20 protein-coding genes are annotated in these 26,746 nt (G+C 44.9%); 15 read left to right on the forward strand and 5 right to left on the reverse strand.

The features are described from left to right. The first annotated feature begins 24 nt into the window (after positions 1-24). The 11 genes from spoIVB to gdhA all read left to right on the forward strand — a co-directional run bounded on the left by spoIVB (position 25) and on the right by gdhA (position 14,826). A complete protein-coding gene (gene spoIVB / locus ABIN22_RS18445; protein ID WP_109729270.1) occupies positions 25-1,107 on the forward strand; it encodes a SpoIVB peptidase in 1,083 nt (360 codons plus the stop codon). Positions 1,108-1,199: 92 nt separating this feature from the next. Next, positions 1,200-1,988 (forward strand): sporulation transcription factor Spo0A, encoded by a 789-nt coding sequence (gene spo0A / locus ABIN22_RS18450; RefSeq protein WP_109729271.1) that lies wholly within the window; start codon positions 1,200-1,202, stop codon positions 1,986-1,988. Between the two features lie 84 nt (positions 1,989-2,072). Then, positions 2,073-3,521, forward strand: a complete 1,449-nt coding sequence (glgA, locus tag ABIN22_RS18455; RefSeq protein ID WP_109729272.1) for a glycogen synthase GlgA — start codon at positions 2,073-2,075, stop codon at positions 3,519-3,521. A 42-nt stretch (positions 3,522-3,563) separates the two neighbouring features. Further along, positions 3,564-4,433 (forward strand): methylenetetrahydrofolate reductase [NAD(P)H], encoded by an 870-nt coding sequence (gene metF / locus ABIN22_RS18460; RefSeq protein WP_109729273.1) that lies wholly within the window; start codon positions 3,564-3,566, stop codon positions 4,431-4,433. Between the two features lie 12 nt (positions 4,434-4,445). Then, entirely contained in the window at positions 4,446-5,087 is a 642-nt protein-coding gene (locus ABIN22_RS18465; protein ID WP_346910395.1) for a vitamin B12 dependent-methionine synthase activation domain-containing protein, read from the forward strand. Between the two features lie 19 nt (positions 5,088-5,106). Beyond that, the gene (locus tag ABIN22_RS18470; protein WP_346910397.1) at positions 5,107-7,497 is read left to right on the forward strand and encodes a homocysteine S-methyltransferase family protein; all 2,391 of its coding nucleotides are present in this window, start codon (positions 5,107-5,109) and stop codon (positions 7,495-7,497) included. Positions 7,498-7,621: 124 nt separating this feature from the next. Next, a complete protein-coding gene (locus tag ABIN22_RS18475; RefSeq protein WP_118618638.1) occupies positions 7,622-9,136 on the forward strand; it encodes a 4Fe-4S dicluster domain-containing protein in 1,515 nt (504 codons plus the stop codon). A gap of 111 nt (positions 9,137-9,247) precedes the next feature. After that, positions 9,248-11,887 carry an alanine--tRNA ligase gene (gene alaS, locus ABIN22_RS18480; protein WP_346910399.1) on the forward strand — a complete coding sequence of 880 codons (2,640 nt, stop codon included), beginning with the start codon at positions 9,248-9,250 and terminating at the stop codon, positions 11,885-11,887. 125 nt (positions 11,888-12,012) lie between these two features. Continuing rightward, positions 12,013-12,189 carry a 30S ribosomal protein S21 gene (rpsU, locus tag ABIN22_RS18485; RefSeq protein WP_004054229.1) on the forward strand — a complete coding sequence of 59 codons (177 nt, stop codon included), beginning with the start codon at positions 12,013-12,015 and terminating at the stop codon, positions 12,187-12,189. Between the two features lie 200 nt (positions 12,190-12,389). Next, entirely contained in the window at positions 12,390-12,974 is a 585-nt protein-coding gene (locus tag ABIN22_RS18490; RefSeq protein ID WP_109729277.1) for a putative ABC transporter permease, read from the forward strand. Positions 12,975-13,491: 517 nt separating this feature from the next. Beyond that, positions 13,492-14,826, forward strand: a complete 1,335-nt coding sequence (gene gdhA, locus ABIN22_RS18495) for an NADP-specific glutamate dehydrogenase (RefSeq protein WP_109729278.1) — start codon at positions 13,492-13,494, stop codon at positions 14,824-14,826. Between the two features lie 464 nt (positions 14,827-15,290). Here gdhA and ABIN22_RS18500 read toward each other — a convergent pair whose 3' ends face one another. Together ABIN22_RS18500 and ABIN22_RS18505 are read right to left on the reverse strand one after the other, a co-directional pair. Continuing rightward, on the reverse strand, positions 15,291-16,565 hold the full coding sequence (locus ABIN22_RS18500) for a sensor histidine kinase (protein WP_346910402.1): 1,275 nt from the start codon (positions 16,563-16,565) through the stop codon (positions 15,291-15,293). After that, positions 16,559-17,272 carry a LytR/AlgR family response regulator transcription factor gene (locus tag ABIN22_RS18505; protein WP_346910404.1) on the reverse strand — a complete coding sequence of 238 codons (714 nt, stop codon included), beginning with the start codon at positions 17,270-17,272 and terminating at the stop codon, positions 16,559-16,561. The genes ABIN22_RS18500 and ABIN22_RS18505 overlap by 7 nt, the downstream gene beginning before the upstream one ends. A 167-nt stretch (positions 17,273-17,439) precedes the next feature. On the opposite strand from ABIN22_RS18505, the gene ABIN22_RS18510 reads away from it, so the two are divergent. The 4 genes from ABIN22_RS18510 to ABIN22_RS18525 all read left to right on the forward strand — a co-directional run bounded on the left by ABIN22_RS18510 (position 17,440) and on the right by ABIN22_RS18525 (position 22,661). Next, positions 17,440-18,129, forward strand: coding sequence for a DUF4097 family beta strand repeat-containing protein (locus ABIN22_RS18510; protein WP_346910406.1), 690 nt, complete (start codon positions 17,440-17,442; stop codon positions 18,127-18,129). Positions 18,130-18,270: 141 nt separating this feature from the next. Further along, entirely contained in the window at positions 18,271-18,936 is a 666-nt protein-coding gene (sdaAB, locus tag ABIN22_RS18515; RefSeq protein WP_109729282.1) for an L-serine ammonia-lyase, iron-sulfur-dependent subunit beta, read from the forward strand. 1 nt (position 18,937) lies between these two features. Next, positions 18,938-19,807, forward strand: a complete 870-nt coding sequence (sdaAA, locus tag ABIN22_RS18520; protein WP_346910408.1) for an L-serine ammonia-lyase, iron-sulfur-dependent, subunit alpha — start codon at positions 18,938-18,940, stop codon at positions 19,805-19,807. A gap of 241 nt (positions 19,808-20,048) precedes the next feature. Continuing rightward, positions 20,049-22,661 carry a cation-translocating P-type ATPase gene (locus ABIN22_RS18525; RefSeq protein WP_118618912.1) on the forward strand — a complete coding sequence of 871 codons (2,613 nt, stop codon included), beginning with the start codon at positions 20,049-20,051 and terminating at the stop codon, positions 22,659-22,661. A 125-nt stretch (positions 22,662-22,786) separates the two neighbouring features. Here ABIN22_RS18525 and ABIN22_RS18530 read toward each other — a convergent pair whose 3' ends face one another. The 3 genes from ABIN22_RS18530 to ABIN22_RS18540 all read right to left on the reverse strand — a co-directional run bounded on the left by ABIN22_RS18530 (position 22,787) and on the right by ABIN22_RS18540 (position 26,587). Continuing rightward, positions 22,787-24,211 carry an APC family permease gene (locus ABIN22_RS18530; RefSeq protein WP_346910410.1) on the reverse strand — a complete coding sequence of 475 codons (1,425 nt, stop codon included), beginning with the start codon at positions 24,209-24,211 and terminating at the stop codon, positions 22,787-22,789. Positions 24,212-24,470: 259 nt separating this feature from the next. Then, positions 24,471-25,229: a type 1 glutamine amidotransferase gene (locus ABIN22_RS18535; protein WP_346910412.1), complete on the reverse strand. Its 759-nt coding sequence runs from the start codon at positions 25,227-25,229 to the stop codon at positions 24,471-24,473. Continuing rightward, positions 25,226-26,587, reverse strand: coding sequence for a Mur ligase family protein (locus ABIN22_RS18540; RefSeq protein WP_346910414.1), 1,362 nt, complete (start codon positions 26,585-26,587; stop codon positions 25,226-25,228). The genes ABIN22_RS18535 and ABIN22_RS18540 overlap by 4 nt, the downstream gene beginning before the upstream one ends. Between the last annotated feature and the right edge of the window lie 159 nt (positions 26,588-26,746).

Genomic DNA, 26,746 nt, shown 5'->3' on the forward strand with positions numbered 1-26,746 from the left:
GAAGCACGGGAAGGGTGTGGATGCATGGATAAGCGCTGGCAGAATCGACTGCTTGTTTTATTTTCTGCTGTTTTTTTGTCTTCGGCGGCGGGATATTTTGGGTGGATGGCGGCTGATGCTGTGGAGCAGACTGAGGTCAGCACAGAAGCAATCAGCGAAGATACTGTGCTGGTTGGCGGAATGCCGGTTGGTATCTATATGGAGACAGACGGGGTGATGGTGCTGGATACAGACCATATCAAAGGAATAGACGGTGTGGATTATGAACCGGCAGGCCATCTGGTAAAATGCGGGGATTATATTACCGGATTTAACGGGAAAAAGATTGATAATAAGAAAGAATTGATGGAATCACTGAAAGAACTCGATGAGGATGAAGTCGTACTGCAGTTAAGAAGAGATGATGAGACGATTGATGTGAAGGTTAAGCCTGTAGAATGTGAACCGGATGAGTACAAGCTGGGAATCTGGGTGAGGGACAATGTACAGGGGCTGGGAACCGTAACGTTTTTGACAGGGAACAGTGAATTCGGTGCTCTGGGGCATGGGATCCATGACACAGATACGAATGTCCTGCTGTCAATTGCAGACGGAACCCTGTACAAGACGAGCATCCATTCCATAAAAAAGGGTGAAAATGGAATTCCGGGAAGCATGGAAGGCATCATTGTCTATAACGGCTACAACAAATTAGGCACTATTGAAAAAAATACAGACGAAGGAATATATGGAAAGGTTGACAAAATCGACGAACTGTTTACCGACCAGATTCCTGTACAGACTGCGGCCAAAGAAGAGGTGGAAGTGGGCGACGCGACAATACGTTGCTTTGTCGACAATGAGGTCAAGGAATATAACATTAAGGTGACAGATATCGACTATTCCGGACGGGAAGCCAACAAGGGACTAGTGATCCAGGTGACAGACCCCGGACTCCTTGAAAAGACGGGGGGAATCATACAGGGGATGAGCGGGAGCCCCATCCTCCAGAATGGGAAACTGATCGGTGCTGTGACCCATGTATTCGTGCAGGATTCCACAAAAGGTTACGGCATTTTTATCGAAAACATGCTGGAGAATGTTGCAAGTCATAGTTTGTCGAATTAGAGCAACAAATTACCCTTGATTCTGCAATCATTGACAGATATAATAATCGAGTGGCGTTTCTCAGTCCGGGTCCTTAAGAGGAGAGAGGGATTATGGAACATTTAAACGTGGCCATCGCTGATGATAATGAGAGAATTCTGGATTTACTGGAAGAAATTATCAACATGGACAAGGAACTGAATGTGGTGGGAAAGGCTAAAAACGGTGAGGAGATGTGTCAAATCATCAGAAATCAACAGCCAGACGTGGTTTTACTTGATCTGATTATGCCGAAAATGGACGGATTAACCGTTATGGAGCAGATTAATCAGGATAAAACTATGACAAAACGCCCTGATTTTATTGTCGTAACAGCGGTTGGACAGGAAAAAATTACAGAAGATGCTTTCAACAAAGGCGCAAATTACTACATCATGAAACCTTTTAATAACGAGATGTTGTTGAATCGTATAAAAACTGTAAGAAAAGTGTTCCGGAATCACGATAAGAAAAATGATGAAATTACTGGAAATACCAATATCAGAGAAGAAGACCTGGAAAACCGTGTCACTAACATGCTTCATGAGATTGGGATTCCTGCACATATCAAAGGGTACCATTATTTAAGAGATGCAATAATGATGGCTGTTGAAGATATGGATGTACTGAATGCTATTACAAAAGTACTATATCCGACAGTGGCAAAGAAATATCAGACAACATCCAGCCGTGTGGAGCGCGCAATCCGCCATGCAATTGAAGTGGCGTGGAACCGCGGGAAACTGGATACGCTGGATGAATTGTTTGGTTATACTGTCAGCACAGGAAAGGGGAAACCGACGAATTCTGAATTCATAGCTTTGATTGCGGATACGATCCAATTGGAGTATAAGCACAGATAATTCTTCCCTTTGCTCAGAAAATGAGGTATAATAGTCAGTAATAAGGCTTCGAAGAGAACTCAAGGAAAGTGGAGGGATGTATTTATGAAAAACATTTTATTTGCATCTTCAGAATGTGTACCTTTTATTAAAACAGGTGGATTGGCAGATGTTGTCGGCTCATTGCCAAAGTATTTCGACAAGAAGGAATATGATGTCAGGGTTGTTCTGCCAAAGTATACATGCATGAACCAGAAGTGGAAAGATATGCTGGAGTATGAAAGTCATTTTTATATGGACATCGCTGGAGTCGACCAGTATGTCGGAATCTTGAAGTGTGTATATGACAAGATCACCTTTTATTTTATTGACAATGAATTTTATTTTGGCGGTTTTGCACCGTATGACGGGGATCCTAAGTGGAATATTGAGAAGTTTGCATTTTTCTCAAAGGCAGTGCTTAGTATTCTTCCGGTGATCGGTTTCCGCCCGGATCTGATCCACTGTCATGACTGGCAGACAGGGCTGATTCCTGTTTATCTGGATAACTTCCGTTATCTTGGGGAGTATTACCGGGGGATCAAGTCTGTAATGACAATACATAACTTAAAATTTCAGGGAGTATGGGACACGAAGACTGTACGCCAGATCACCGGGCTGCCGGAATATTATTTCGCTCCGGATAAGATGGAAGCATACAAAGATGCGAATCTGCTCAAAGGCGGAATCGTATATGCAGATAAAGTAACGACCGTCAGCCAGACCTATGCGGAGGAGATTAAGACTCCGTTCTACGGGGAGGCACTTGACGGATTGATGAGGGCGAGAGCCAATGATTTATGCGGTATTGTGAACGGGCTGGATTATGAAGAGTATTGTCCGTTTTCAGATACCAGGATTGCGAGAAAGTTTACCGTAGAGACTTTCAGAAAGAACAAACCTTTTAATAAGGCGGCTCTTCAGGAAGAACTCGGGCTGGAGAAAGACAACAAAGTAATGTTGATCGGAATGGTATCCAGACTGACGGACCAGAAGGGGTTTGACCTGATAGACTATGTTATGGATGAACTTTGCCAGGATGCGGTTCAGATTGTCGTACTTGGCACAGGAGATGCAAAATACGAGAACATGTTCAGACATTTTGCATGGAAATACTCAGGAAAGGTTTCTGCCAATATCTTTTATTCGGAGGAGTTATCGCATAAAATTTATGCATCATGTGATGCGTTCCTTATGCCTTCCTTATTTGAACCATGCGGGTTAAGCCAGCTTATGAGCCTCCGCTACGGAACAATCCCGATCGTAAGGGAGACCGGCGGTTTGAAAGATACTGTAGAACCCTATAACGAATTTGAAAAGACCGGAACTGGTTTCAGCTTCAGCAATTACAATGCGCAGGAGATGCTGAATACCGTCCGTTACGCAGAACGTATCTATTACGATAAGAAACGTGACTGGAATAAAATTGTAGAGCGCGCCATGAATATGGACTTTTCATGGAAGAATTCTGCAAGGCAGTACAATGATTTATATAAGAGCCTGATCGGTGAATAGAAGGGGCTGCTGCGTGAAAACGATACACAGGAGAGTAAAGGCATGAAGATTATAGACAGACTGAAAGAAGACAGGATACATATATCGTTTGAAGTATTTCCGCCAAAGACAGACGCGGGGGTTGATAATGTAATGAGGGCTACAGACAGGATTGCTGAACTTAGGCCTGATTTCATCAGCGTAACATACGGTGCCGGCGGCGGAACCAGCAGGAATACAGCGAAGATCGCGAAGCATATCAAAGAGGATCTGGGGGTCGAGAGTCTGGCACACCTTACATGTGCATCATCCACAAAGGATGAGGTGAGGGGTGTAATCTCGAATCTGAAAGAACTGGGAATAGAGAACATTCTGGCGCTCCGCGGGGACATCCCGGCAGACCAGCCGTTCCCGACAGAAGACAGGTTCCATTATGCTTACGAATTGGTTGAGGAGATTCGCAGGTCAGGTGATTTCTGTATCGGCGCAGCCTGTTATCCGGAGGGCCATGTTGAGAATGAGCACAAGGAAGATGATATCAAGTTTCTGAAGCAGAAAGTGGACAGCGGTGTTGATTTTCTGACGACCCAGATGTTTTTCGACAATGATATTCATTACAATTTTTTATACCGTATCCGTGAAGCCGGAATCACGGTACCGGTGCTGCCGGGTATCATGCCTATTACGAGTGCAAAGCAGATGAAGCGCAGCTTAGAATTATCCGGGACAGTTTTCCCAAGAAGATTTCAGGCAATTCTGGACAGGTTCGGTGATTATCCGAATGCGATGGAACAGGCCGGGATCGCATATGCAACGGATCAGATTATCGACCTGCTTGCGAATGGTGTGAAGAATATTCATATTTATTCCATGAATAAGCCAGAGACAGCAGAAGCAATTATGCGCAATTTATCAGAAATAATAAAATGCTAGGAGTTATAACAGATGGATGATATGACAAAAGAGGCCATCCGTTATCTGGGGTATGGAAAGCATGCGGTAGATGAAAGAACTCTTGCTTTGATTTCAGATTCTTTTCGGAATCTGGAGGAGACGGCAGGCAGGAAATCCATCTATCGCATCTTTGATTTCAATCAGACGGCGGATGATGAGTTTACAATAGGAACGAGTGCGATACAGAGTTCAAGTCTCGGCAGGAATCTCAAAGGATGCAGGAAAGTTATTCTGTTTGGCGCTACGCTTGGTGCCGGTGTTGACAGGCTGATTACACGTGCATCTGTCACAGATATGGCGGGGGCTGTTGTACTTCAGGCATGCGCGGCTGCTTTGCTTGAGGAATACTGTGACAGGTGCCAGACTGAGATTGGCATGGAAATGGAAAAAGAAGGGCTTCACTTAAGGCCGAGATTCAGTCCCGGATATGGAGATTTCGACATTCGCTTTCAGGCCCCGCTCATACAGATGCTGGATTGTGCGAAGACGATCGGGCTTACGATGACGGACAGTTACATGATGACGCCGACGAAATCTGTAACTGCCGTGATTGGGGCAAGTGATACGGCGGAGAAATGCCATATAAAGGGCTGTGAAGTTTGTGAAAAAAAGGATTGCATATACAGAAGATAATAAGCGGAAAGGACATCATATGATTTTAGACAGATTAGGAAAAGAACTGCTGTTTTTTGACGGCGGAATGGGAACTCTTTTGCAGGCGGAGGGGCTGAAGCCCGGAGAACTCCCTGAAACATGGAATATTACTCATGCAGAGATTGTAACAGGGATACATAAAAAGTATATAGAAGCTGGAAGCGACATCATACTGACCAATACATTCGGTGCAAATGCCTTGAAGTTCCATGACGGCAGCATGTCTCTGAAAGAGATTGTTGAGAAAGCCGTGGGGCATGTGAAGAGGGCGGCAGGACTTGCGGATGTGGACCGTGAAGTATATACGGCCCTGGATATCGGTCCGACCGGAAAGCTTTTAAAGCCTATGGGGGATCTGGATTTCGAGGAGGCCTATGAAGCATTCAAAGAAGTGGTGATATATGGCGAGGAAGCAGGGGCTGACCTGATCCATATTGAGACGATGAGTGATACCTACGAGCTGAAGGCTGCAGTGCTGGCAGCTAAGGAGAATACCTCCCTTCCGGTCTTTGTAACTACGATCTTTGATGAGCGTGCGAAACTGCTGACCGGAGCAGATGTTCCGTCGGTCACGGCACTTCTGGAAGGGCTCAGGGTAGATGCACTCGGGATTAACTGTGGTCTGGGTCCGGAACAGATGATGCCGATTCTGGAACAGATTCTGAGATATTCTTCCCTGCCTGTGATTGTAAAGCCGAATGCGGGTCTTCCCAAACAGGTAAATGGGAAAACCGTTTATGATGTTCTTCCCGAAGCGTTTGCTTCTACGATGCAGGAAATTGTCAGAAAAGGTGCTGTTGTCATCGGGGGATGCTGCGGTACAACCCAGGATCATATCCGGGCGATGACCGGACTTTGCCGGGGAATGGAACCGGTGGCTTTAAAGCCGAAGGAATGGACGGTTGTTTCTTCCTATGGGCAGGCTGTATTTCTGGGAGAAGGCTCCAAAATTATAGGGGAGCGTATCAACCCTACCGGAAAGAAGAAGTTTAAACAGGCTTTAAAAGAGCATGATATGGATTATATTCTGAAAGAGGGAATTACCCAGCAGGACAAGGGTGCGCATATTCTGGATGTCAATGTCGGACTCCCCGATATTGACGAGGCGGCTATGATGAAAGAGGTAGTGACAGAACTTCAGAGTGTGACGAACCTGCCGCTGCAGATTGATACGGTGGATGTAAAAGCGATGGAAACGGCGCTTCGTATTTACAACGGAAAACCAATGGTGAATTCAGTCAGCGGCAAGCAGGAGTCGATGGATGCCGTATTCCCCCTGATTCAAAAATATGGAGGAGTCGTAATTGGACTTGCCCTCGATGAAGACGGCATTCCTCCGACAGCAGACGGCAGGGTCAGGGTAGCCCGCCGCATCATCGAAGAAGCCGGAAAGTATGGGATTCAGAAGAAGGATATTGTCATTGATGTTCTTGCCATGACGATCAGTTCCGAACCTGAGGGGGCTAAAGTCACGCTGGAGGCATTAAAGAAAGTAAGGGAAGGGCTGGGAGTGAATACAGTTCTGGGAGTTTCCAATATCTCCTTCGGCCTGCCAAGCCGTCCGGTTGTGAACGCGAATTTTTATACGATGGCAATGTTTAACGGCCTGAGCGCAGGGATTATCAATCCTTCTTCCGAGGACATGATGAAGTCTTATTATGCTTATCACGCACTGATGAATCTGGATAAAAACTGCGAAACTTACATATCCCAATATGCGCAGACGGCAGCCCCGGCACAGGCGGCACCGTCAGCCGGACAGAGTATGCTTCTTGATACTGCCATTGAAAAAGGGCTGAAAGAGGAGGCCCATCATATTACATCAGGGCTTGTGAAAGACAGAAAGCCCCTTGATATTATCAATGAATTCCTGATTCCTGCACTGGATAAGGTTGGCAAAGGGTTTGAGAATGGTACGGTCTTCCTCCCGCAGCTTTTGATGAGCGCGGAGGCTGCAAAGGCATCGTTTGCCATATTGAAAGATGCTTTTGCATCTGATGGAGAGGTAGAAGAAAAGAAAGAAAAAATTGTACTGGCAACAGTTAAGGGGGACATTCATGATATCGGAAAGAATATCGTAAAAGTACTCCTTGAGAACTACGGTTTCGATGTCATAGACCTCGGAAAAGATGTCGCACCGGAACTAATTGTGGATACGGTGCTTAAGAAAGATGTCCGTCTGGTTGGTTTAAGTGCCCTTATGACAACAACGGTTGTAAGCATGGAAGAGACAATCAAACAGCTCAGAAAGCAGGCTCCTTCCTGCAGGGTTATGGTCGGGGGCGCCGTGCTGAACCAGGAGTATGCGGATATGATCGGGGCAGATTTTTACGGCAGGGATGCAATGCAGTCCGTTTACTATGCACAGGAACTGCTTCAGGGCAAATAATGTACTTCTTTTTGTACAAGGAACTGTATTGACTATTTTTTAACATAAGGGTATAGTGATAGTGCAAAGAGAAGATATGGCGCATTATGTGCTGTTTTTTATGAATTCAGGAGGATGAGAACCTATGATGAGAGGACTGCAGACACCGGTCAGGGCGATTAGGAGACGTGTATTTACAGAGGTTGCAAAACTAGGATTTAAAGCGGACGCAGATACACTGCTGACGGATATGGAAGCAATACCTTATGAAATTGTGAATGATGATACAGAAGAGAAGTACCGCGAGAGTACATACCGCGCGCGCGCGATTGTAAGAGAGCGGTTAAGGCTTGCGATGGGGCTGTCCCTGCGCCCGGAGAATAAACCGGTGCACCTGACTGCCGGAGTGGAAGCCAGTAATATATCTGAAAAATATTATGAGCCGCCGCTTATGCAGGTAATACCATCTGCATGTGAGCGCTGTGAAGAGAATAAGTATGAAGTGAGTAATATGTGTAAAGGATGTCTGGCGCATCCATGCCAGGAGGTCTGTCCAAAGGGCGCGATTTCTATGGTGAACGGGAAGTCATTCATCGATCAGGAAAAGTGTATTAAGTGTGGGAAGTGTAAATCTGTCTGTCCGTATGACGCCATTGCGAAAAAAGAAAGACCGTGTAAGAATGCCTGCGGAGTCGGTGCGATTGTGTCTGATAAGTATGGAAGGGCCTACATTGATACGGAGAAGTGTGTATCCTGCGGTATGTGCATGGTCAGTTGTCCGTTTGGGGCGATTTCTGACAAGTCACAGATCTTCCAGCTGACACGTGCCCTTCAGGAAGGCGGAGAGATTGTAGCCGAGATCGCACCAGCATTTGTAGGGCAGTTCGGAGACAATATCACACCGAGAAACATCAAGGCTGCCCTGCAGGAGCTCGGCTTCTCAGAGGTCTATGAGGTAGCTCTGGGTGCAGATATCGGTGCGATTTCAGAGGCCCACCATTATGTGGAAAAGGTGGTGTCCGGCGAGCTTCCGTTTCTATTGACATCTTGCTGTCCGTCCTGGGCGATGATGGCGAAAAAGTTCTTCCCGGACCTGATCGACCAGATTTCACAGGAACTGACACCTATGGTTGCAACGGCAAGAACGATAAAACAAGAGCATCCGAATGCAAGAGTCGTTTTCATTGGACCATGTGCAGCCAAGAAGCTGGAAGCTTCCAGAAGGACCGTGCGCAGTGATGTTGATTTTGTTGTGACTTACGAAGAACTGCAGGCAATGTTTGATGCGAAGGAGATTGACCTGACCAAATATTCCGCAGAGTCTTCCTTCCATGATGCAACAGGGGCCGGACGCGGCTATGCATGCGCCGGAGGTGTTGCGGAAGCAATTGAAAAGTGTGTCAATGAATATTATCCGGGGGTGGATGTCAACATTGAGCACGCAGAGGGGCTTGCCGAATGTAAGAAGATCCTGACCCTTGCAAAAGCAGGCAGAATGAACGGCTGCCTGATCGAGGGTATGGGCTGCCCGGGAGGATGCATCGCGGGTGCGGGAACGAACATTCCGGTAGCGAAGGCAAAGAAGGCTCTCGCAAACTACGTCAAGAACTCAACCAACGATATTCCGCCGAGTGAACTGGCTGAAATCGAACTGAAATAATATTGAAAAACCATTACAGCTATGATATGATAGGTTAGACACACAGAGTGGATATATATCCACTCTGTTTCTGTTGAATGTATAATGCAAGAAACCGGGAGGATAAAGGTTATGCAACCATATGGAGTGAACCAACTAAGAAAGATGTTTTTAGAGTTTTTTGAAAGCAAAGGGCATCTGGCAATGAAGAGCTTCTCTTTAGTGCCGCACAATGATAAGAGCCTTCTACTCATCAATTCAGGAATGGCGCCTTTAAAGCCTTATTTTACGGGACAGGAGATTCCGCCGAGAAAAAGAGTGACAACCTGCCAGAAGTGTATCCGTACAGGTGATATCGAGAATGTCGGTAAGACTGCACGCCACGGTACATTTTTTGAGATGCTCGGGAACTTCTCTTTTGGAGATTATTTTAAAGAAGATGCAATCAAATGGTCATGGGAATTCCTGACAGAGGTTGTCGGACTTGATCCGGACAGGCTGTATCCTTCCGTATATCTGGAGGATGATGAGGCGTTTGATATCTGGAATAAAAAGATGGGGATACCGGCAGAAAGGATCTTTAAGTTTGGTAAAGAAGATAATTTCTGGGAGCATGGCTCAGGCCCGTGCGGTCCCTGCTCTGAAATTTATTATGACAGAGGCGAAAAGTACGGATGTGGCAGCCCGGACTGTACAGTCGGCTGCGAATGCGACCGTTATATGGAAATTTGGAATAACGTATTTACACAGTTTGACAATGACGGAAAAGGTCATTATGAAGAACTGGAACAAAAGAATATTGATACCGGTATGGGACTCGAGAGGCTGGCATCTGTCGTTCAGGATGTTGACTCCATTTTTGATGTGGATACGATTAAGGCACTCAGAGACCATGTCTGCCGCCTTGCAGGGGCAGAATACGGCAAAGACGAGCAGAGGGACGTTTCAATCCGTGTAATTACAGACCATGTCCGTTCCGTGACTTTTATGATCTCAGACGGTATTATGCCGTCCAATGAAGGCCGCGGCTATGTACTGCGCCGTCTTTTAAGAAGGGCATGCCGTCATGGAAGACTGCTGAATATAGAAGGAAATTTCCTGCCGGAACTCGTCCTGACTGTTATCGCTGAATCGAAGGATGGATATCCGGAACTGGAAGAAAAGAAAGACTTTATCCTGAATGTCATTGCAAAGGAAGAAGAGCAGTTCAATAAGACCATTGATCAGGGGCTCGGAATCCTTTCCGATATGATTGCTGATATGGAAGCAAAGAAGACAAAGACTTTATCCGGTGAGGACGCATTTAAACTTTATGATACTTACGGTTTCCCGATCGACCTGACGAAAGAGATACTGGAAGAAAAAGGAATGGATGTGGATGAAGAGGGATTCCATGCAGCAATGGAAGTGCAGCGTAAAACCGCAAGGGCGGCCCGCGGCGTGACAAACTACATGGGAGCCGATGTTACTGTTTATGAATCCATTGACCCGGGTATAACAAGTACGTTTGTCGGTTATGATACATTAAGCTGTGAGTCTGAGATTATTGTACTGACGACAGAAACAGAAATTACAGAAGCTCTTTCCGACGGCGAAAACGGGACTGTCATTGTAAAGGAGACACCGTTCTATGCAACCAGCGGCGGTCAGGAGGCTGATAAAGGGACCATCCGTACCGCAGAAGGGGAATTCAAGGTAGAAGATACCATTAAGCTCCTAGGAGGCAAAATCGGCCATGTAGGCCATGTTGTAAAGGGAATGATCAAGACCGGGGATAAGGCTGAACTTACCGTGGACGCTGAAAAGAGAGCTCTGTCTGCGCGTAACCACAGTGCGACACATCTGCTTCAAAAGGCATTGAGAACCGTACTCGGAACGCATGTTGAACAGGCAGGTTCCAGTGTGAATGAAGACCGTCTGCGCTTTGACTTTACTCATTTTTCAGCATTAACAGAAGAGGAACTAAAAAAAGTAGAAGCAATCGTGAACGAGAATATCACAAAAGCACTTCCTGTCGAGATAAAGAACATGCCGATCGAAGAAGCGAGAAAGACCGGTGCTCAGGCGCTGTTCGGTGAAAAATATGGTGATATCGTGCGTGTTGTCAACATGGGTGGTTTTTCAATTGAATTCTGCGGAGGCACCCATGTAAAGAATACAAGCGAGATCATGGCGCTTAAGATCATATCTGAGACAGGGGTAGCAGCAGGTGTGCGCCGTATTGAGGCACTCACATCGGCGGGCCTTCTGAAGTATTATGATGCGCTCGAAAAGAAGCTGAATGAGGCGTCTAAGGTTCTGAAAGTGTTACCAGAGAACCTGACAGAGAAGATTACACATATGATGAATGAAAACAAGGCCCTGCATTCAGAAGTGGAGAGCTTAAAGAGTAAACTGGCCCAGGATGCGATGGGCGATGTGATGGATCAGGTACAGGACGTAAAAGGCATAAAGCTCCTTGCTACAGAGGTGGACGGTGTAGACATGAACGGACTGCGCGATCTGGGAGACCAGTTAAAAGAAAAGATTGGCGAAGGTGTCGTGGTCCTTGCTTCCGGCAATGACGGCAAAGTAAGCCTGATGGTTACGGCGACAGAAGGCGCCATGAAGCAGGGTGCACATGCGGGAAATCTTGTAAAAGCAATTGCCGGCCTGGTAGGCGGTGGCGGCGGCGGACGCCCGAACATGGCTCAGGCAGGCGGAAAGAACCCGGCTGGTATAAAAGATGCACTTGTAAAGGCAAAAGAGACGCTTGAAGGACAACTTTCTTAGTTTTTTTCCCGGAAACAGTTGACGTTTAGCGAAAATATGATATAATCTTTTGTAGTGCAATAAATATACCCGAACAGTCGTATGATGCACAATACAAGGCTGGAGGGGAGGTTAGGTGTGAGACTATGTCAAATGTAATCGTTAAAGAAAACGAGACGTTAGATAGCGCTTTACGCAGATTCAAAAGAAACTGTGCCAAAGCTGGTATTCAGCAGGAGATTCGTAAAAGAGAACATTACGAAAAACCAAGCGTAAGACGTAAAAAGAAATCTGAAGCTGCTAGAAAACGTAAGTATAATTAATATGTGCAGACAAATAGAGTGTTGAAAAACACTCTATTTTTATGTTCATACCCTATAGGGGAGAATCAGGGAACTTCCCCCAATTTTTTTAAGATTTACTTAAGACTTTCCAAAGTCCGTAGCAATGTAGAAAAAGCTGTGCTATGATAATGCGTGTAAGAGAGCTGGATGATATAGAACGATAAAATGGAGTGATGAAAATGTGGGACAAGATGATTTTGGGATATGACATGTATCATATAGTGCTTTGGTTCCTTGCATATAGTATCCTGGGATGGGTTGTAGAATCTGTCTATATGTCAATCTGTAACAGGAAGCTGACGAACCGTGGCTTTTCAAGAGGGCCGATCTGCCCGATATACGGTGTGGGTGCCCTGACTGTGTATCTGCTCCTGAGTCCATACAGCCATAACAAGTTTCTTTTGTTTTTACTGGGAGCTGTTCTGGCAACAATGATAGAATGGATTACAGCAAGGATTATGGAGAGGATATTTGGCGAGATCTGGTGGGATTATACGGACAAGCCTTTCAATTATAAAGGTATTCTTTGTCTGGAAAGTACACTCGCATGGGGATTGTATACAGTTCTGCTGTTTGGAGTCCTTCACGGTTTTGTTGTACGGATAGTAAATGCAATACCGTTCCGTATAGGCCGCATTGCGGGAACACTGCTAATTATACTTTACCTAATGGATTTTATGTGGACAGTTGTCCGCGAAAAAAGGGAAAAACAGGAAATAGACAGAGCAATGGAAAGCGAGAATAAACTGGAAAATAATTCTTGACTGCAGGAATAAACTGGTTTATACTATATAACTGTAATGGCAAAGGCGTCATGAACGAGGGTTCATGGCGCCTTTTTGTGATACGGGAGGAGCGGTGCCATAAAAACTCCGGGAAGAGACCACGCTGACCCGGATGACAGGCCGGTCAGGAATGGAAAAGTACGGTACAGATTTCTTTTTTTCAATAGTTTAAAAAGTGAAAATGAATAATTGAAAGACATTTCCTGCAAAATGGATTTTTATATCATAAAAGAAATTTCGTTTATCAGGATATTAATCTGTCCTTTTTAAAAGCATATTTCAGTGAAAAAGTCCAGATAAAGCAATGTGTTGGATTTGACGGCATTCCATAATATAATTAGGGCGTTTATTGGAATAAAGTGATAAAGCTGTAAAAAATATGAAATTCCTGATTGACAAAACTGCATTGAGTATATAAAATATAACGAGTAGACAATGTAGTCAAATTACGGTAGGCATTGTCCTTCCGATTTTATTTTCCAGGAGGTAAAGAAAGATGTCATATGTTGATGAAGTAATCGAATTGGTAGTAAAGAAGAACCCGGCAGAGCCTGAATTCCATCAGGCAGTTAAGGAAGTACTGGAATCCTTAAGAGTGGTAGTTGAGGCAAATGAGGAGAAATTCCGCAGGGATGCCCTTCTTGAAAGACTTGTAGAGCCAGAGAGACAGTTAAAGTTCCGTGTGCCGTGGGTTGATGACAACGGCCAGGTACAGGTTAACACAGGATACCGTGTTCAGTTTAACAGTGCGATCGGGCCTTACAAAGGCGGACTTCGTCTTCATCCATCCGTAAACCTTGGAATTATAAAGTTTTTAGGATTTGAGCAGATTTTCAAGAATTCTCTGACAGGACTTCCGATCGGCGGAGGAAAAGGTGGTTCCGACTTCGATCCTAAGGGAAAATCAGACAGGGAAGTGATGGCATTCTGCCAGAGCTTTATGACAGAATTATGTAAATACATTGGAGCGGATACCGACGTACCGGCCGGAGATATCGGAACAGGTGCAAGAGAAATTGGCTATATGTATGGACAGTATAAGAGGATTCGCGGCCTCTCCGAAGGTGTGCTGACAGGAAAAGGATTAAGCTACGGCGGTTCCCTGGCACGTACAGAAGCGACAGGATATGGCCTTCTTTACCTGACACAGGAAATGCTGAAACTGAATGGAATCGAGCTTGCAGGCAAGACGGTAGCTGTTTCCGGATCAGGAAATGTGGCAATCTATGCGACACAGAAAGCACAGCAGTTAGGTGCAAAGGTGGTAACAGTCAGTGATTCCAACGGCTGGGTATACGATCCGGACGGAATCGATGTAGAGACATTAAAGGAAATCAAAGAAGTAAGACGTGCAAGGCTGACAGAATACAAAATGTACCGCCCAAATTCAGAATATCATGAGGGAAGAGGCTTATGGTCTGTAAAAGTCGATATTGCCCTCCCGTGTGCGACACAGAACGAACTGCTGCTTGATGATGCAAAAGCACTGGTAGCTAACGGATGTTTAGCAGTAGCAGAAGGCGCAAACATGCCGACGACATTAGAGGCAACTGAATATCTGCAGGCAAACGGAGTTCTATTTGCTCCAGGAAAAGCTGCAAATGCAGGCGGAGTTGCAACCTCTGCACTGGAGATGTCACAGAACAGCGAAAGACTGAGCTGGTCATTTGAAGAAGTAGACAGCAGACTCCAGAGAATCATGGTAGACATCTGTCATAACATGGCTGATGCTGCAGAGAGATATGACGTGAAAGGAAACTACGTTGTAGGGGCTAACATTGCCGGATTTGAAAAAGTAGTAGATGCGATGATGGCACAGGGGGTAGTTTAGAACGAGAATTAGTGAACGAGCTTTAGTCTCGTGAGCGGACGACGGACGCTAAAGCCAATGTGAGCCCGGGAGCCCGTGGGGCATGGTCTGTTGGTTCAAAGTCCCGAACGCTTCGCATAGAAGCTGTATAAGAAAACGGAAGGAAAATGGAGGTATATGCCGCATTCAGCTCAAAAACTGATGTTTTTGTGCCTCAGGCGGCAACAGAATTTACTTTGAAAGTAAATTCTGCCCTCCTTTTTCCTTCCGTTTTCTTTAACACCTTCTACTGCTTGCTTAACGGACTTTTCACCAACAGGCCATGTCCCACGGGCTCCCGGACTCACATTGACTTTAGCTGGTTCATCCGGTCAATAGAATAAATTCGTTATCTGGAAGTTCTCTACCAGTGAGGGATACTGACGCAACGGATGGCAGAACATAAAAAGGCAATTCCTAAGTATTGAGTGGAATTGCCTTTTCATTCATATATTGTACATTACAATTTTTATGGAAAATACTTCATTATCACGTTTGATATTCATAGTGCCATTATGGTTTCGAACAACAGTATGAACATTTTTTAGTCCAAAACCATGTTCGGATTCATCCACGGGAATCTTTTGATTCCATGTTGGAAGTGGGTTAGATATACGAATGAAAAGAGCCTGTTGTACATAATTAATTTCTAGACGAATCCATCTGTTTTCGGGTGGTAGTTTTTCACAGGCTTCTAATGCATTATCTAAAATATTACCTAACACTATAATGCTTTCATCAAAAGACATATGAATCCCTTTAGGCAGTATGATTTTGCTGCTTATTGGGATTTGCTTTTCCTTTATTTGTGTAATTTTTAATGATAGAATTGAATCTACTCCAAGATTTCCGGTTGAAATGATTTGTGAGGTATCATTAACATTTGACAGGAGCTTTTTAATATACACCTGCATGTCGCTTGTCTGCAAAGGGGTTTGTTTTGACATCAGTAATAATGCCTGTAGGTGGTTCTTCATATCATGCCGGACCCCTTTCAGCTTTTCTTGAGAATCGGTTAAATTCTGAAAATGCTGTGCAGATAGATTTAATTGCTGTTTCAATAAAAGGATTTCATTATTTTGGCTTAATAAATTACAAAATTTAGAGTAAATAAATGCAGTCGTAATGTTTATAAAAATAAAAACACAAAGAAGCGGAACTTCAAGGGAAAACAATATATCAGCATTATTGTTTATCCGAATTAAGAAAAAGAAAAGTACAAGCAGACTGGAAACAGGTATTGCTAATACGACACTTAAAAATCTGTTTGGCAGTATGGTGGGATTTCGGGGGCTTAATTTCCATAGCAGCAAAATGAGCAGCCAGAAAATAAGATGCATACTGCCCAGAGAAATATAATAATTAATATTTATATATTTGAGATTTACATCAAAACTTCTCAATAAGGCAATGGTAAGCATAACCAAATAACCGGATATTACAAGTTGGATTGCTGAAAATAATAGTTTCTTTTGTTGGTTTCCTTCGTAAAAAATTAAAAACGCAAAACTAAAAATAACACTGAAAAATGGATAAGTTCCGCCAAACGGGCTGTTCCATAATAATGCAGCAGATACCCCGGCAATTAAGATCAGCAAGATATTTCTCTGTGTATGTGTACATCGTGGCTCTCCGTACTGAGCATCCATAAATTTTGTCAGGATAAGAAAATCGATGCAGTATAATAAGAGGTCATAACAAAACAGCAAAAATACTACCATTCCCCGCATCTCCTTTCTATGAACTTAAGATGCCCTAAATGAGCATTTTCTTTATACTTCAGGCTGACAGGAAGCAAAATATGATTTCTTAAAATTACAGCTTTGTCACTAAAAGATGATATATACTCCATATTAACTATATAAGAAGTATGGATTTGCAAAAAATAATTTGGGTTTAACTGCCCTATTACATTTTTGAACCTGCCATAATAGACTTCTTCGCTGTTTGCTGTATATATTTTAACTTTTCTGTTTGCGGCTTCAAAATATAAAATCTCTTTTGTATATAATTGATGAACAGTGGCACCTTTTTTGAAAAAGAAATAGCTTTTCGTGTCCTCTATATAATAAAGGGCATCTTTGATTACAGCAAATAATTTTACATAAGATAATGGCTTCTCTAAGAATCGAAAAGGAAGAGACTCAAAGACCTGATATACGTATTCCCTGTACGCGGTAACAAAAACTAAAATAAAATTGGAATCTAGTTTTCTTATTCTCATAGCTGTTTCAATTCCATTGGCAGAGGGCATTTCAATATCTAACAGGACAATATGGAATCTGTCAGCTGATGTGTAATGTTCAATTAATTCACTGCCGGACAAAAAGACTTCTGTTTCAATATTATTGAATGGCATCTGTCGAATGGCAGATTCTATTTCATGTGCTATTTTTATTTCATCATCACATATTGCAATTTTGACCATGCTGTCACCTCTTCCGTTTTCTATTATACATCATAAAAATTATGAAATCCAATTTAAACACTTCAAAAATCGTATTGATTACTACAAAGAGGAAGTTCTTAACTGGTTGATTCTGTATAATGTAAGCAGTCAAAAGGAGTGGATTGATAATAAACGGAGGCATAAGAGTGAAAAGAAAAAGGATTTTACTATTGGGGTCGGGTCTCGCTGTTCTGTTGAGCGGCTGCGGAGGTTTTCATTTAAGAGGTACAATTCCGGATTATAAAGAAGAAACATATATTACCTCTTCAAAAGTTAAGGATATTGTTTTACAGGATGAGGATGTTCCCGTTGAAATCTGTGATTCTGACAATGGGCAGTTATATCTTTCTTATTATTCCGCAGATGATGGGAGTGAGAAATATAAGATTAAAGAAAGCAAAGGAGTACTGGCAGTCGAAAAAGAGTCAAAAAGGAATCAGGGAATTTTTATTTTTGGTGACCAATATTCTTCTGATTCGTATAAGAAGGTAAAGCTGACATTGTTTCTACCTAATGATTATAATGGTAATTTGTCCATTCAGACAATGGATGGAAATATAGTAATTGAAGATATAACTTTAAAAAACCTGATTATAAATACAAATGATGGGGACGTGTTTTTTTACGATACGGCTGTCACACAATGTTTATCGTGTAAGACAAAGGATGGAGAAGTGAAAGGAACATTATGTGGAACAGAATCAGAATATACCGTTAAAATGAAATCTAAGAATATAAACAATCGTACAAACATAGAAACTGGCAGCAATAAAAGCATAGACATTATTACAAAGGATGGGATTATTGATATTTCATTCAATAGTAAAAATGAATAATGTACTGTCCTTCAAAGACTTTCAAATTCAGCTTTAAGTTTCGTTTTAAGTCTGGATGGAATTTCACAGTGGTTAATTTCCGGGAAGTCTGGTATACTGAATCGTGAGAGAGAAAACAGGTACATTTTGGAGGTTTTTTGTATGAATATTTTTGATATTTTAGGGCCGGTCATGGTTGGGCCGTCGAGTTCGCATACCGCCGGAGCTGTGCGGATCGGGTATATTACCAGGACTCTGCTGGGGAGCAGGCCTGTAAAGGCTTCTATCGGACTGCACGGGTCTTTTGCGGCCACGGGAAAAGGACACGGGACGGACAGGGCGATTGTCGCCGGGCTTCTGGGGATGAAGCCGGATGATATGCGGATACCAGACAGTTTTTCGGCGGCCCGGGAGGAAGGACTGGAATTTACCATTCAGAATACACAGATTGTCGGGGCCCATCCGAATACGGCGCTTCTAAATGTGACAGGAGAAGATGGGAAGACTTTGGAAGTACAGGCGTCATCTCTGGGCGGCGGACGAATTATGGTGAATAAACTGGACGGAATCATGGTAAACTGTACAGGAGAGAGTCCGACTTTAATTATTTATAATCAGGACCAGCCCGGGTATGTGGCTGCCGTGACGTCTATGCTGGCGGAGGCGTCAATCAATATTGCAACGCTCCAGCTGTACAGGGGGAAGAAGGGCGGACATGCCGTTATGGTAATCGAGATAGACCAGAGGGTGCCAGAGGATGCAGTCAGATGGCTGGAGACGCAGGAAGGCATTCAGAGGGTAACGTATATAGATGGGGAGGGCGCTTAAGATGGCTTATCAGTCTTTGGAGGAAATCAATGAGTTTTGCAGGGAACAGAAGCTTCCGTTCTGGCGCGCCGTGCTGTTGGATGATATGAATGAAAGGACGGTTACTGAGGAAGAATCTCTTTCGGCTATGCGTGGTATGTGGGACGCCATGCTGCGGGCCAGTGACAGCTATGATGAAAAATTGTCTTCCGGCAGTGGCCTGGTAGGCGGCATGGGCGGGAAAATGGAAGATTACAGGAAGAAGGGGGACACCCTCTGCGGGGATTTTGTCTCAAGGGTAATTGTACAGGCACTCCAGATGGGTGAGTCTAATGCATGCATGAAACGTATTGTTGCGGCACCGACGGCCGGGGCATGCGGTGTGATTCCGGCAGTGCTGGTGCCGTTATACAGGGAGGGACACATAAATGCAGATAAGATTATCGAAGCACTTTATGTGACAGCCGGTATTGGACAGGTGATTGCTTCTCGTGCGTTTATTGCAGGGGCGGCAGGAGGCTGTCAGGCAGAGATCGGTACGGCGTCTTCAATGGCTGCCGGTGCGCTCGTATATTTAAAGGGCGGGGACAATGAGGCGATTGTACATGCAGCAGCGATGGCACTGAAGAACCTGCTCGGCCTTGTATGTGATCCAGTGGCCGGACTGGTTGAGGTTCCCTGCGTGAAGAGAAACGTGATCGGGGCCGTGAATGCGTTGTCTTCTGCGGATATGGCGCTGGCCGGAATTACAAGCAGGATCCCGCCGGACCAGGTGATTGACGCCATGAGAGAAGTCGGTGAATCCATGCATGTTTCTCTGCGCGAGACAGGTGAGGGCGGTGTTGCAAATACGCCAAAAGCAAAAGAAATCTCGGAACGCCTTGGTAAATAAAGGATTTTCCCTTGACATAATTTTCCCCGTGTATTATAGTTAAGTTTAATAAAAGGGAGTAACTAGCGCTTTTATACAGCGTTCGCGATGTCGTCAGTACGATGGTTGTCCATCCGTATCGTGATTAAATTGGTGAGACTTTTATTGCATTACATAAAGTGCAATAAGAGTCTCTTTTTTTATGCAGATAATGTTTCTGCCGGGAGAATCAGGATTGCGCAAAAGAAATGGAGGATTATACATGAAGGAATTTTATCAGATTTCCGGTGAAGAGAGCAAGCAGAGGGTGAATGGGACTCTCGAGCCGCTGACAATGGAGGAAGTGAAAGAACATCAGGAAAAGTACGGACCGAATGAACTGGTCGAAGGTAAAAAGAAGACGACCATACAGATTTTCCTTGAGCAGTTCAAGGATTTTCTCGTGATTATCCTGATTGTGGCCGCTGTCGTTTCAGGTTTCCTTGGTGATGCAGAGAGTGCAGCGGTTATTCTGATTGTGATCACTATCAATGCGATTCTGGGAACTGTACAGACAGTAAAGGCTGAGCAGTCTCTTTCCAGCCTGAAAAAACTGTCCGGCCCGGAGGCAAAAGTACTGCGTGGCGGAAATATTATACCGATTCCATCGGCGGAAGTGACAGTGGGGGACATCGTCATGCTCGATGCCGGAGACTATATCCCTGCCGACGGACGCCTGCTGGAGAGCGCGAGCCTGAAGGTAGATGAGAGTGCACTGACCGGAGAGAGCCTGGGTGTTGAAAAAAATACAGAGACGATCTGTGGCGAGGTACCACTTGGGGACCGGATTAACATGGTGTATTCAGGCAGCTTTGTTACCTACGGCAGAGGCTCTTTCCTTGTAACAGGGATTGGGATGGAGACAGAGGTAGGAAAGATTGCAAGCCTTCTGAAGAGTACCTCGGAAAAGCGTACACCGCTCCAGATTAACCTTGACCAGTTTGGACAGAAATTATCTATTATTATCCTTGTGTTCTGTGCTATTTTGTTTGGCGTCAATGTACTGCGCGGCGGTAATATCGGCGATGCCTTCCTTTTTGCAGTTGCACTGGCTGTAGCGGCGATACCGGAGGCACTGAGCTCCATCGTGACGATCGTCTTATCATTTGGTACACAGAAGATGGCGAAGGAACATGCAATTATCAGGAAGCTTCAGGCAGTGGAAGGTTTAGGAAGTGTGTCCATTATCTGTTCAGATAAGACAGGGACTCTGACACAGAACAAGATGACCGTAGAAGATTACTATGTGAATGAGACAAGAGTACCGGTTGATCAGATCGACATCAAGCGTCCGGCACAGAGTATGCTGCTTTTATGCAGTGTGCTGTGTAATGATTCTACAAATGTGGATGGGGTTGAAATTGGTGACCCTACAGAAACTGCATTGATTAATCTGGGAAGCAGACTTGGCGTATTTGCACAGGATGCCAGAGAAAAATACCCGAGGGAGAGCGAGAATCCCTTCGACAGTGACAGGAAATTAATGTCCACCCTGCACACGATCGACGGAAACCATGTTATGATCGTAAAAGGGGCGGTAGATGTACTTCTCAACAGAATGAAGTCTATTCAGATTCACGATCAGGTGCGTGACTTTACAGAGGAAGACCGCCGGATTATAGAAGCACAGAATCAGGAGTTTTCGAAGGGCGGCCTGCGCGTGCTTGGATTTGCATATAAGGAGACGGGTGACAGGTGTGACCTGACTCTTGAGGATGAAACAGATTTGGTATTCGTAGGATTAATTTCCATGATGGACCCGCCGCGTGAGGAGTCAAAAGCAGCAGTTGCCGAATGTAAGAAGGCAGGAATCCGGCCGATTATGATTACCGGCGACCACAAGGTCACTGCTGCGGCAATAGCGAAGAGAATTGGCATACTGGAACAGGACTCCGAGGCATGTGAAGGTGCCGAGATTGACCATATGTCAGATGAAGAACTGAAAGATTTCGTGGAAGGAATCTCAGTCTATGCCCGTGTATCGCCGGAACATAAGATCAGAATTGTACGTGCATGGCAGGAAAAAGGGAATATCGTATCCATGACCGGTGACGGCGTAAATGATGCTCCGGCCCTGAAGCAGGCCGATATCGGTGTTGCTATGGGAATTACCGGAAGCGAAGTGTCAAAGGATGCCGCATCTATGGTTCTGACAGACGATAATTTTGCAACGATTGTAAAGGCTGTTGAAAACGGAAGGAATGTATACCGTAATATTAAAAATTCGATTCAGTTTCTTCTATCTGGTAACTTTGGTGCGATTCTGGCAGTACTGTATGCATCAATCGCAGGACTCCCGGTTCCGTTTGCACCAGTACACCTGCTGTTTATCAATCTTTTGACTGACAGCCTGCCAGCGATTGCACTGGGACTGGAACCTCATTCGGAGGATGTGATGGAAGAGAAGCCGCGTCCGATGAATGAATCCATCCTGACGAAAGATTTTCTGTTGAAGATCGGTACAGAGGGGCTTTCGATCGGTATTACAACAATGATTGCTTTTATGATCGGATACCGGCAGAACGCCCTGCTGGCCAGCACGATGGCTTTCGGAACGCTGTGTACGGCAAGGCTTGTGCATGGGTTTAACTGTAAATCGGATCATCCGGTCCTGTTCCAGAAGAGGTTTTTCAACAATATTTACCTCATCGGGGCATTTGTCCTCGGGCTGGTGCTTATTACCGGTGTGATGATGGTTCCGGGGCTTCACAGTATCTTTAAAGTACAGTCCCTTTCGATCGGACAGTTATTTACTGTGTATGGTCTGGCAGCAGTAAACCTGCCGGTTATACAGCTCATAAAGGCTGTAAAACAGGCATATAGAAAAAGAAAATAAGATCAGAACCTACATCGAAATAAAAAAGACGTATGGACTGCCTGCCGGGCAGGAATCCATACGTCTTATTTTATGCGGCTGTATGATAGCTGATAAATGAATATATGCCCTCAGACGCCGTGTGCTTAATCATCGCCGGTTTGTACTTCTTTCAGATCTATGTTCAGTACACGGCCGAATTCCGGGAATTTACGTTTGGCGTAAGCATAGAATACAATACCAAGCAGGGCCCATATCCCGATGATAATCCATTCAGGGACGTTGAGTCCTGACGGCATTCCCGGCATATAGAGGACCAGCATCAGTCCGCTTAATGCAATTGCCATGAATCCTACAAAACGGGGTGTCCTGACCTTATAAGGACGGCTCAGGCGGGGTTCCTTTCTCCTGAGTACAAGGAAAGAAACAGATACCATCAGATAAGCGGTTACGGCACCTACCCCTCCGGCGTTGGTCAGCCATTCCATCATGGCACGTCCAAAGAATGGGGCGATACAGGAGATTGTTCCGATTAGAAGGACTGCATTGGAAGGCGTTTTGTATTTTGGATGGATCTTAGTCAGAAAGTCCGGCAGGCATTTTGCTTCGGCCAGGGCATATATGGCGCGGCTGCCACCCATAAAGAATGAATTCCAGCTGGAAAGGATTCCGGCCATTCCCCCGATAATCAGAATATTTGCCATGATATTGTAACCGCCGTAGGCTTTTTTCATGGCATCTGCAGTTACAAGTACGCTGTTCTGCATTTCACCTTTTGTCATCATCAAAGATACTGCAAGGATGATTAATGCATACCATGCGACTGCAGAAGCGATGGAAATCAGGATTACCTTGCCGATCTGCCTGAACGGGATGGCGATTTCTTCCGCTGCCTGCGGGATTACATCAAAACCCACAAACATGAACGGCGTCATGACTGCTACGGAGAGGAGGCCGCCAAATCCGTTGTCAAACAAAGGCTTCGTGTGTGTGATGTCTCCTTTAAGGGCAGAGCCGAACATCAGGACAATACCGATTCCTACGATAACAAATGTAAATACACCCTGCATGAAAGCCGCCGGTTTTACCCCGATATAGTTCACAATCGTAATGATGATGGAACTTACGACACCTATGGCTACCCAGGTGCCATAGATCTCGAAACCTTCGACTGAATACATGTAGCCTTTCATGATTCCCGGGGCTATATATTCCAGCACGGTAGGAAGTGCACACGCTTCAAATGCAACGACGCCTACATAACCAAGGATAATTGCCCAGGTACAGAGAAAGGACCAGTTGGGGCCAAGTGCGCGGAGACTGAAGATCTGTTCACCGCCGCACTGGGGCATTGCTGAAGTCAGCTCCGCGTAGGTCAGGCCTACGAACATGATCATAATACCACCCATTACGAAAGCGAGCATGGCGCCTGCCGTACCGGCTTTCATGATCCACTGTCCTGCCATGACCACCCAGCTCCAGCCAATCATTGCGCCGAAAGCTATGGAAAATACATCTTTTTTGCCAAGGACCCGGTCAAACTTACTCTTTTGAGTTTTGGGACTACTCATTTAATCACTCCAATCAATATTTTTTATCCCCCAGATATATTGCTGTATAAGTGGGACTGATCGGGGTATAAATCCAACTTATACAACAATATTGTTCTATTATACACAAAATCACTCTTAGACTCTAGTATTAATTTCAGTCCAAATGTTAAAATCGCTCAATTGTGCAGCCAGAATCAGGCTAAAATGGATAAAATTAGGCGGAAGACAGACAAGGACACACAGAAACATATTCTTCCTATGCTCCTGTGTGCCCTCTTTAGGTGTGTCTCTTGATTGTTTCTTTGAGGATGTATTTTTTATCACTGTATCTGTCCACGATGTAGCTGTTTGCCTGATGTTCCAGTTCATCAGGCAGGGGGGCAAGTGCTATATCATCCCCGTATTTCTTTTTCAGTGCCCGCTCAAGCAGGTAATCACATACGTGTGGGTTCTTTGGGAGGAGTGGGCCGTGCAGGTATGTGCCGATCACATTCTTATATACAACTCCTTCGTAACCGGACTTTCCGGTATTGCCCAGACCATAAAATACCTTTCCAAATGGCGTGTGGTCCCCAATCATGGTACGTCCGCCGTGATTCTCAAATCCAACGACCGGTGTATCAAAAAGCGGGCTGTTCAATACGATGTTACGAATCAGCCGTTCCGGTTCCCATTCCGTAGTGATATTCAGGATGGAAAGCCCTTCGATCAGCTTTTTGTCGGTTTTATAATACTTTCCGAGAAGCTGGTAACCTCCGCAGACGGCAAGTACAACACCGTCATTTTCTACATATTCCTTGAAATCCTGCTGTATGTTCTTTAAATGTCCACAGACAAGTTCCTGCTCACGGTCAGAACCACCTCCAAGCAGAACGATATCCAGCTTTGAAAAGTCAATGGAATCCCCGGAAAGAAACGGAATGACTTCCGCTTCCATGCCGCGCCACTTGAGACGCTTGCGGAAACACTGGATATTCCCACGGTCACCATATAAGTTGAGAAGGTCGGGATATAAATGTCCAATTGTTAATTTCATGCCTGTGTCCCTCCTTGTGTTTCTTTTTCCAGACCCGCCAAAAGGTGGTTGGTTCTGTACAGACCGGAATAATTTACGATCACGTACAGGTTTTTTGTGCCATTTTTGGTAAGTCCGATGATTGTGGAACGCATATCTGTCGTGGACTCACAGGGGATATCTTCGTATTTCAGACGCAGCCCCATGTCGTGCCGGCGTGTGCCATTGGTTGTAATTGATTCAGCCTGGGCATCTGCAAGATACTGGAAGTCCACATCCCAGAGCCAGGAAATGTCCTCGCCGTCCTGGTAGGTGTCATTGATCTGGATGATGATATCCTTCGGCTTTTTATCCTTTAGCACCAGCGAAATCTTCTGCTGGAACCCGATCGGGTTCTTGGCGAGGTGGAGCTGTACCCGGGCTCCGTTGATTGTGAAAATGCTTTCCCTGTTATTGCCATAATCGAAGGACTCGATCATTTCCTGAAAATGAGTCCGCTGAGCCTGCAGGGCGTTCAGGGCTGCGTAAGCGGATAATGTATTGTAAATATTATATGGCGTGCGGGCCGTTGAATGGATCAGCATCCCATCCATCATAAAGGTATACAATTCGTCGTGAAGCTCAATCCCGGTGGCTGTAAAATCCGGCTCAGGGCGCTTCAGTCCGCAGTTCGGACAGTGGTAAATCCCGAGCTGCCCGTAGTGGAAAAACTCATATTCCAGTTTTTGGCCACATGACCGGCAAAAGATGCTTTCCCGGATCTCGGAACGGGAAATATCGTCAAAAATTTCCTCGCTGATACCGTAAGTCACAAAACGATTCTTGCTTTCAGCCGCCAGCGTATAGGAAAGGACGTCATCACAATTGATGACAAGGGTAGTCTCAGGGACACTTGTGACCGCTGTCTTTAATTTATTGAATGTGATGTCGACTTCCCCGAAACGGTCAAGCTGGTCTCTGGAAATGTTGGTGAGCAGGGCGCAGTCCGGCTTCAACTGGGGCAGTACGCCTACGGACGCGATCTCGTCCACCTCAATACACGCATAATCTGCATCCAGATGGCAGTGTTTGTCTGTCGACAGAACAAATGCAGAAATGATGCCGTTGAGCATGTTGGCGCCGGTCCGGTTAATGATAACCTTTTTGCCTTCTGCCTTCAGTGCGTGGTACAGGATTGCATTAGTCGTAGTCTTGCCGTTTGTCCCCATTGTAACAATTGTCTTTTCCCGGACCATCTCCGACATGGCAGAGAGGATCTTCGGGTCGATGATGCGGGCAACATATCCCGGCAGAGTCACACCGCTTCCCCTATTCAGTTTTTTAATCAGATAGCTTGTGCATTTGGCACATTTAATTGCAAGTACAGTTCTTAATCTCATAATTTTAATTCTACACTTATCCTTTTCTAAAATACTCGTATCATTATAATGGAAAAAGCGTAAGAAAACAAGGATACCGGGCATAAAAATATCGAATTATAAAAGAATTTATAAAGATTTGATGAAGCCTCTGGAAATTAAACAGCAGTGTGTTAAAAT

The sequence above is a fragment of the Faecalicatena orotica genome, assembly GCF_905197545.1.
In the GTDB taxonomy this organism is placed as follows: Bacteria; Bacillota; Clostridia; order Lachnospirales; family Lachnospiraceae; genus Faecalicatena_A; species Faecalicatena_A orotica.

What these genes read in the sequence shown, in the direction of transcription:
- spoIVB (WP_109729270.1), top strand. Translation starts at nt 25, where the DNA reads ATGGATAAGCGCTGGCAGAATCGACTGCTTGTTTTATTTTCTGCTGTT.
- spo0A (WP_109729271.1), top strand. Translation starts at nt 1,200, where the DNA reads ATGGAACATTTAAACGTGGCCATCGCTGATGATAATGAGAGAATTCTG.
- glgA (WP_109729272.1), top strand. Translation starts at nt 2,073, where the DNA reads ATGAAAAACATTTTATTTGCATCTTCAGAATGTGTACCTTTTATTAAA.
- metF (WP_109729273.1), top strand. Translation starts at nt 3,564, where the DNA reads ATGAAGATTATAGACAGACTGAAAGAAGACAGGATACATATATCGTTT.
- ABIN22_RS18465 (WP_346910395.1), top strand. Translation starts at nt 4,446, where the DNA reads ATGGATGATATGACAAAAGAGGCCATCCGTTATCTGGGGTATGGAAAG.
- ABIN22_RS18470 (WP_346910397.1), top strand. Translation starts at nt 5,107, where the DNA reads ATGATTTTAGACAGATTAGGAAAAGAACTGCTGTTTTTTGACGGCGGA.
- ABIN22_RS18475 (WP_118618638.1), top strand. Translation starts at nt 7,622, where the DNA reads ATGATGAGAGGACTGCAGACACCGGTCAGGGCGATTAGGAGACGTGTA.
- alaS (WP_346910399.1), top strand. Translation starts at nt 9,248, where the DNA reads ATGCAACCATATGGAGTGAACCAACTAAGAAAGATGTTTTTAGAGTTT.
- rpsU (WP_004054229.1), top strand. Translation starts at nt 12,013, where the DNA reads ATGTCAAATGTAATCGTTAAAGAAAACGAGACGTTAGATAGCGCTTTA.
- ABIN22_RS18490 (WP_109729277.1), top strand. Translation starts at nt 12,390, where the DNA reads ATGTGGGACAAGATGATTTTGGGATATGACATGTATCATATAGTGCTT.
- gdhA (WP_109729278.1), top strand. Translation starts at nt 13,492, where the DNA reads ATGTCATATGTTGATGAAGTAATCGAATTGGTAGTAAAGAAGAACCCG.
- ABIN22_RS18500 (WP_346910402.1), bottom strand. Translation starts at nt 16,565, where the DNA reads ATGGTAGTATTTTTGCTGTTTTGTTATGACCTCTTATTATACTGCATC.
- ABIN22_RS18505 (WP_346910404.1), bottom strand. Translation starts at nt 17,272, where the DNA reads ATGGTCAAAATTGCAATATGTGATGATGAAATAAAAATAGCACATGAA.
- sdaAB (WP_109729282.1), top strand. Translation starts at nt 18,271, where the DNA reads ATGAATATTTTTGATATTTTAGGGCCGGTCATGGTTGGGCCGTCGAGT.
- sdaAA (WP_346910408.1), top strand. Translation starts at nt 18,938, where the DNA reads ATGGCTTATCAGTCTTTGGAGGAAATCAATGAGTTTTGCAGGGAACAG.
- ABIN22_RS18525 (WP_118618912.1), top strand. Translation starts at nt 20,049, where the DNA reads ATGAAGGAATTTTATCAGATTTCCGGTGAAGAGAGCAAGCAGAGGGTG.
- ABIN22_RS18530 (WP_346910410.1), bottom strand. Translation starts at nt 24,211, where the DNA reads ATGAGTAGTCCCAAAACTCAAAAGAGTAAGTTTGACCGGGTCCTTGGC.
- ABIN22_RS18535 (WP_346910412.1), bottom strand. Translation starts at nt 25,229, where the DNA reads ATGAAATTAACAATTGGACATTTATATCCCGACCTTCTCAACTTATAT.
- ABIN22_RS18540 (WP_346910414.1), bottom strand. Translation starts at nt 26,587, where the DNA reads ATGAGATTAAGAACTGTACTTGCAATTAAATGTGCCAAATGCACAAGC.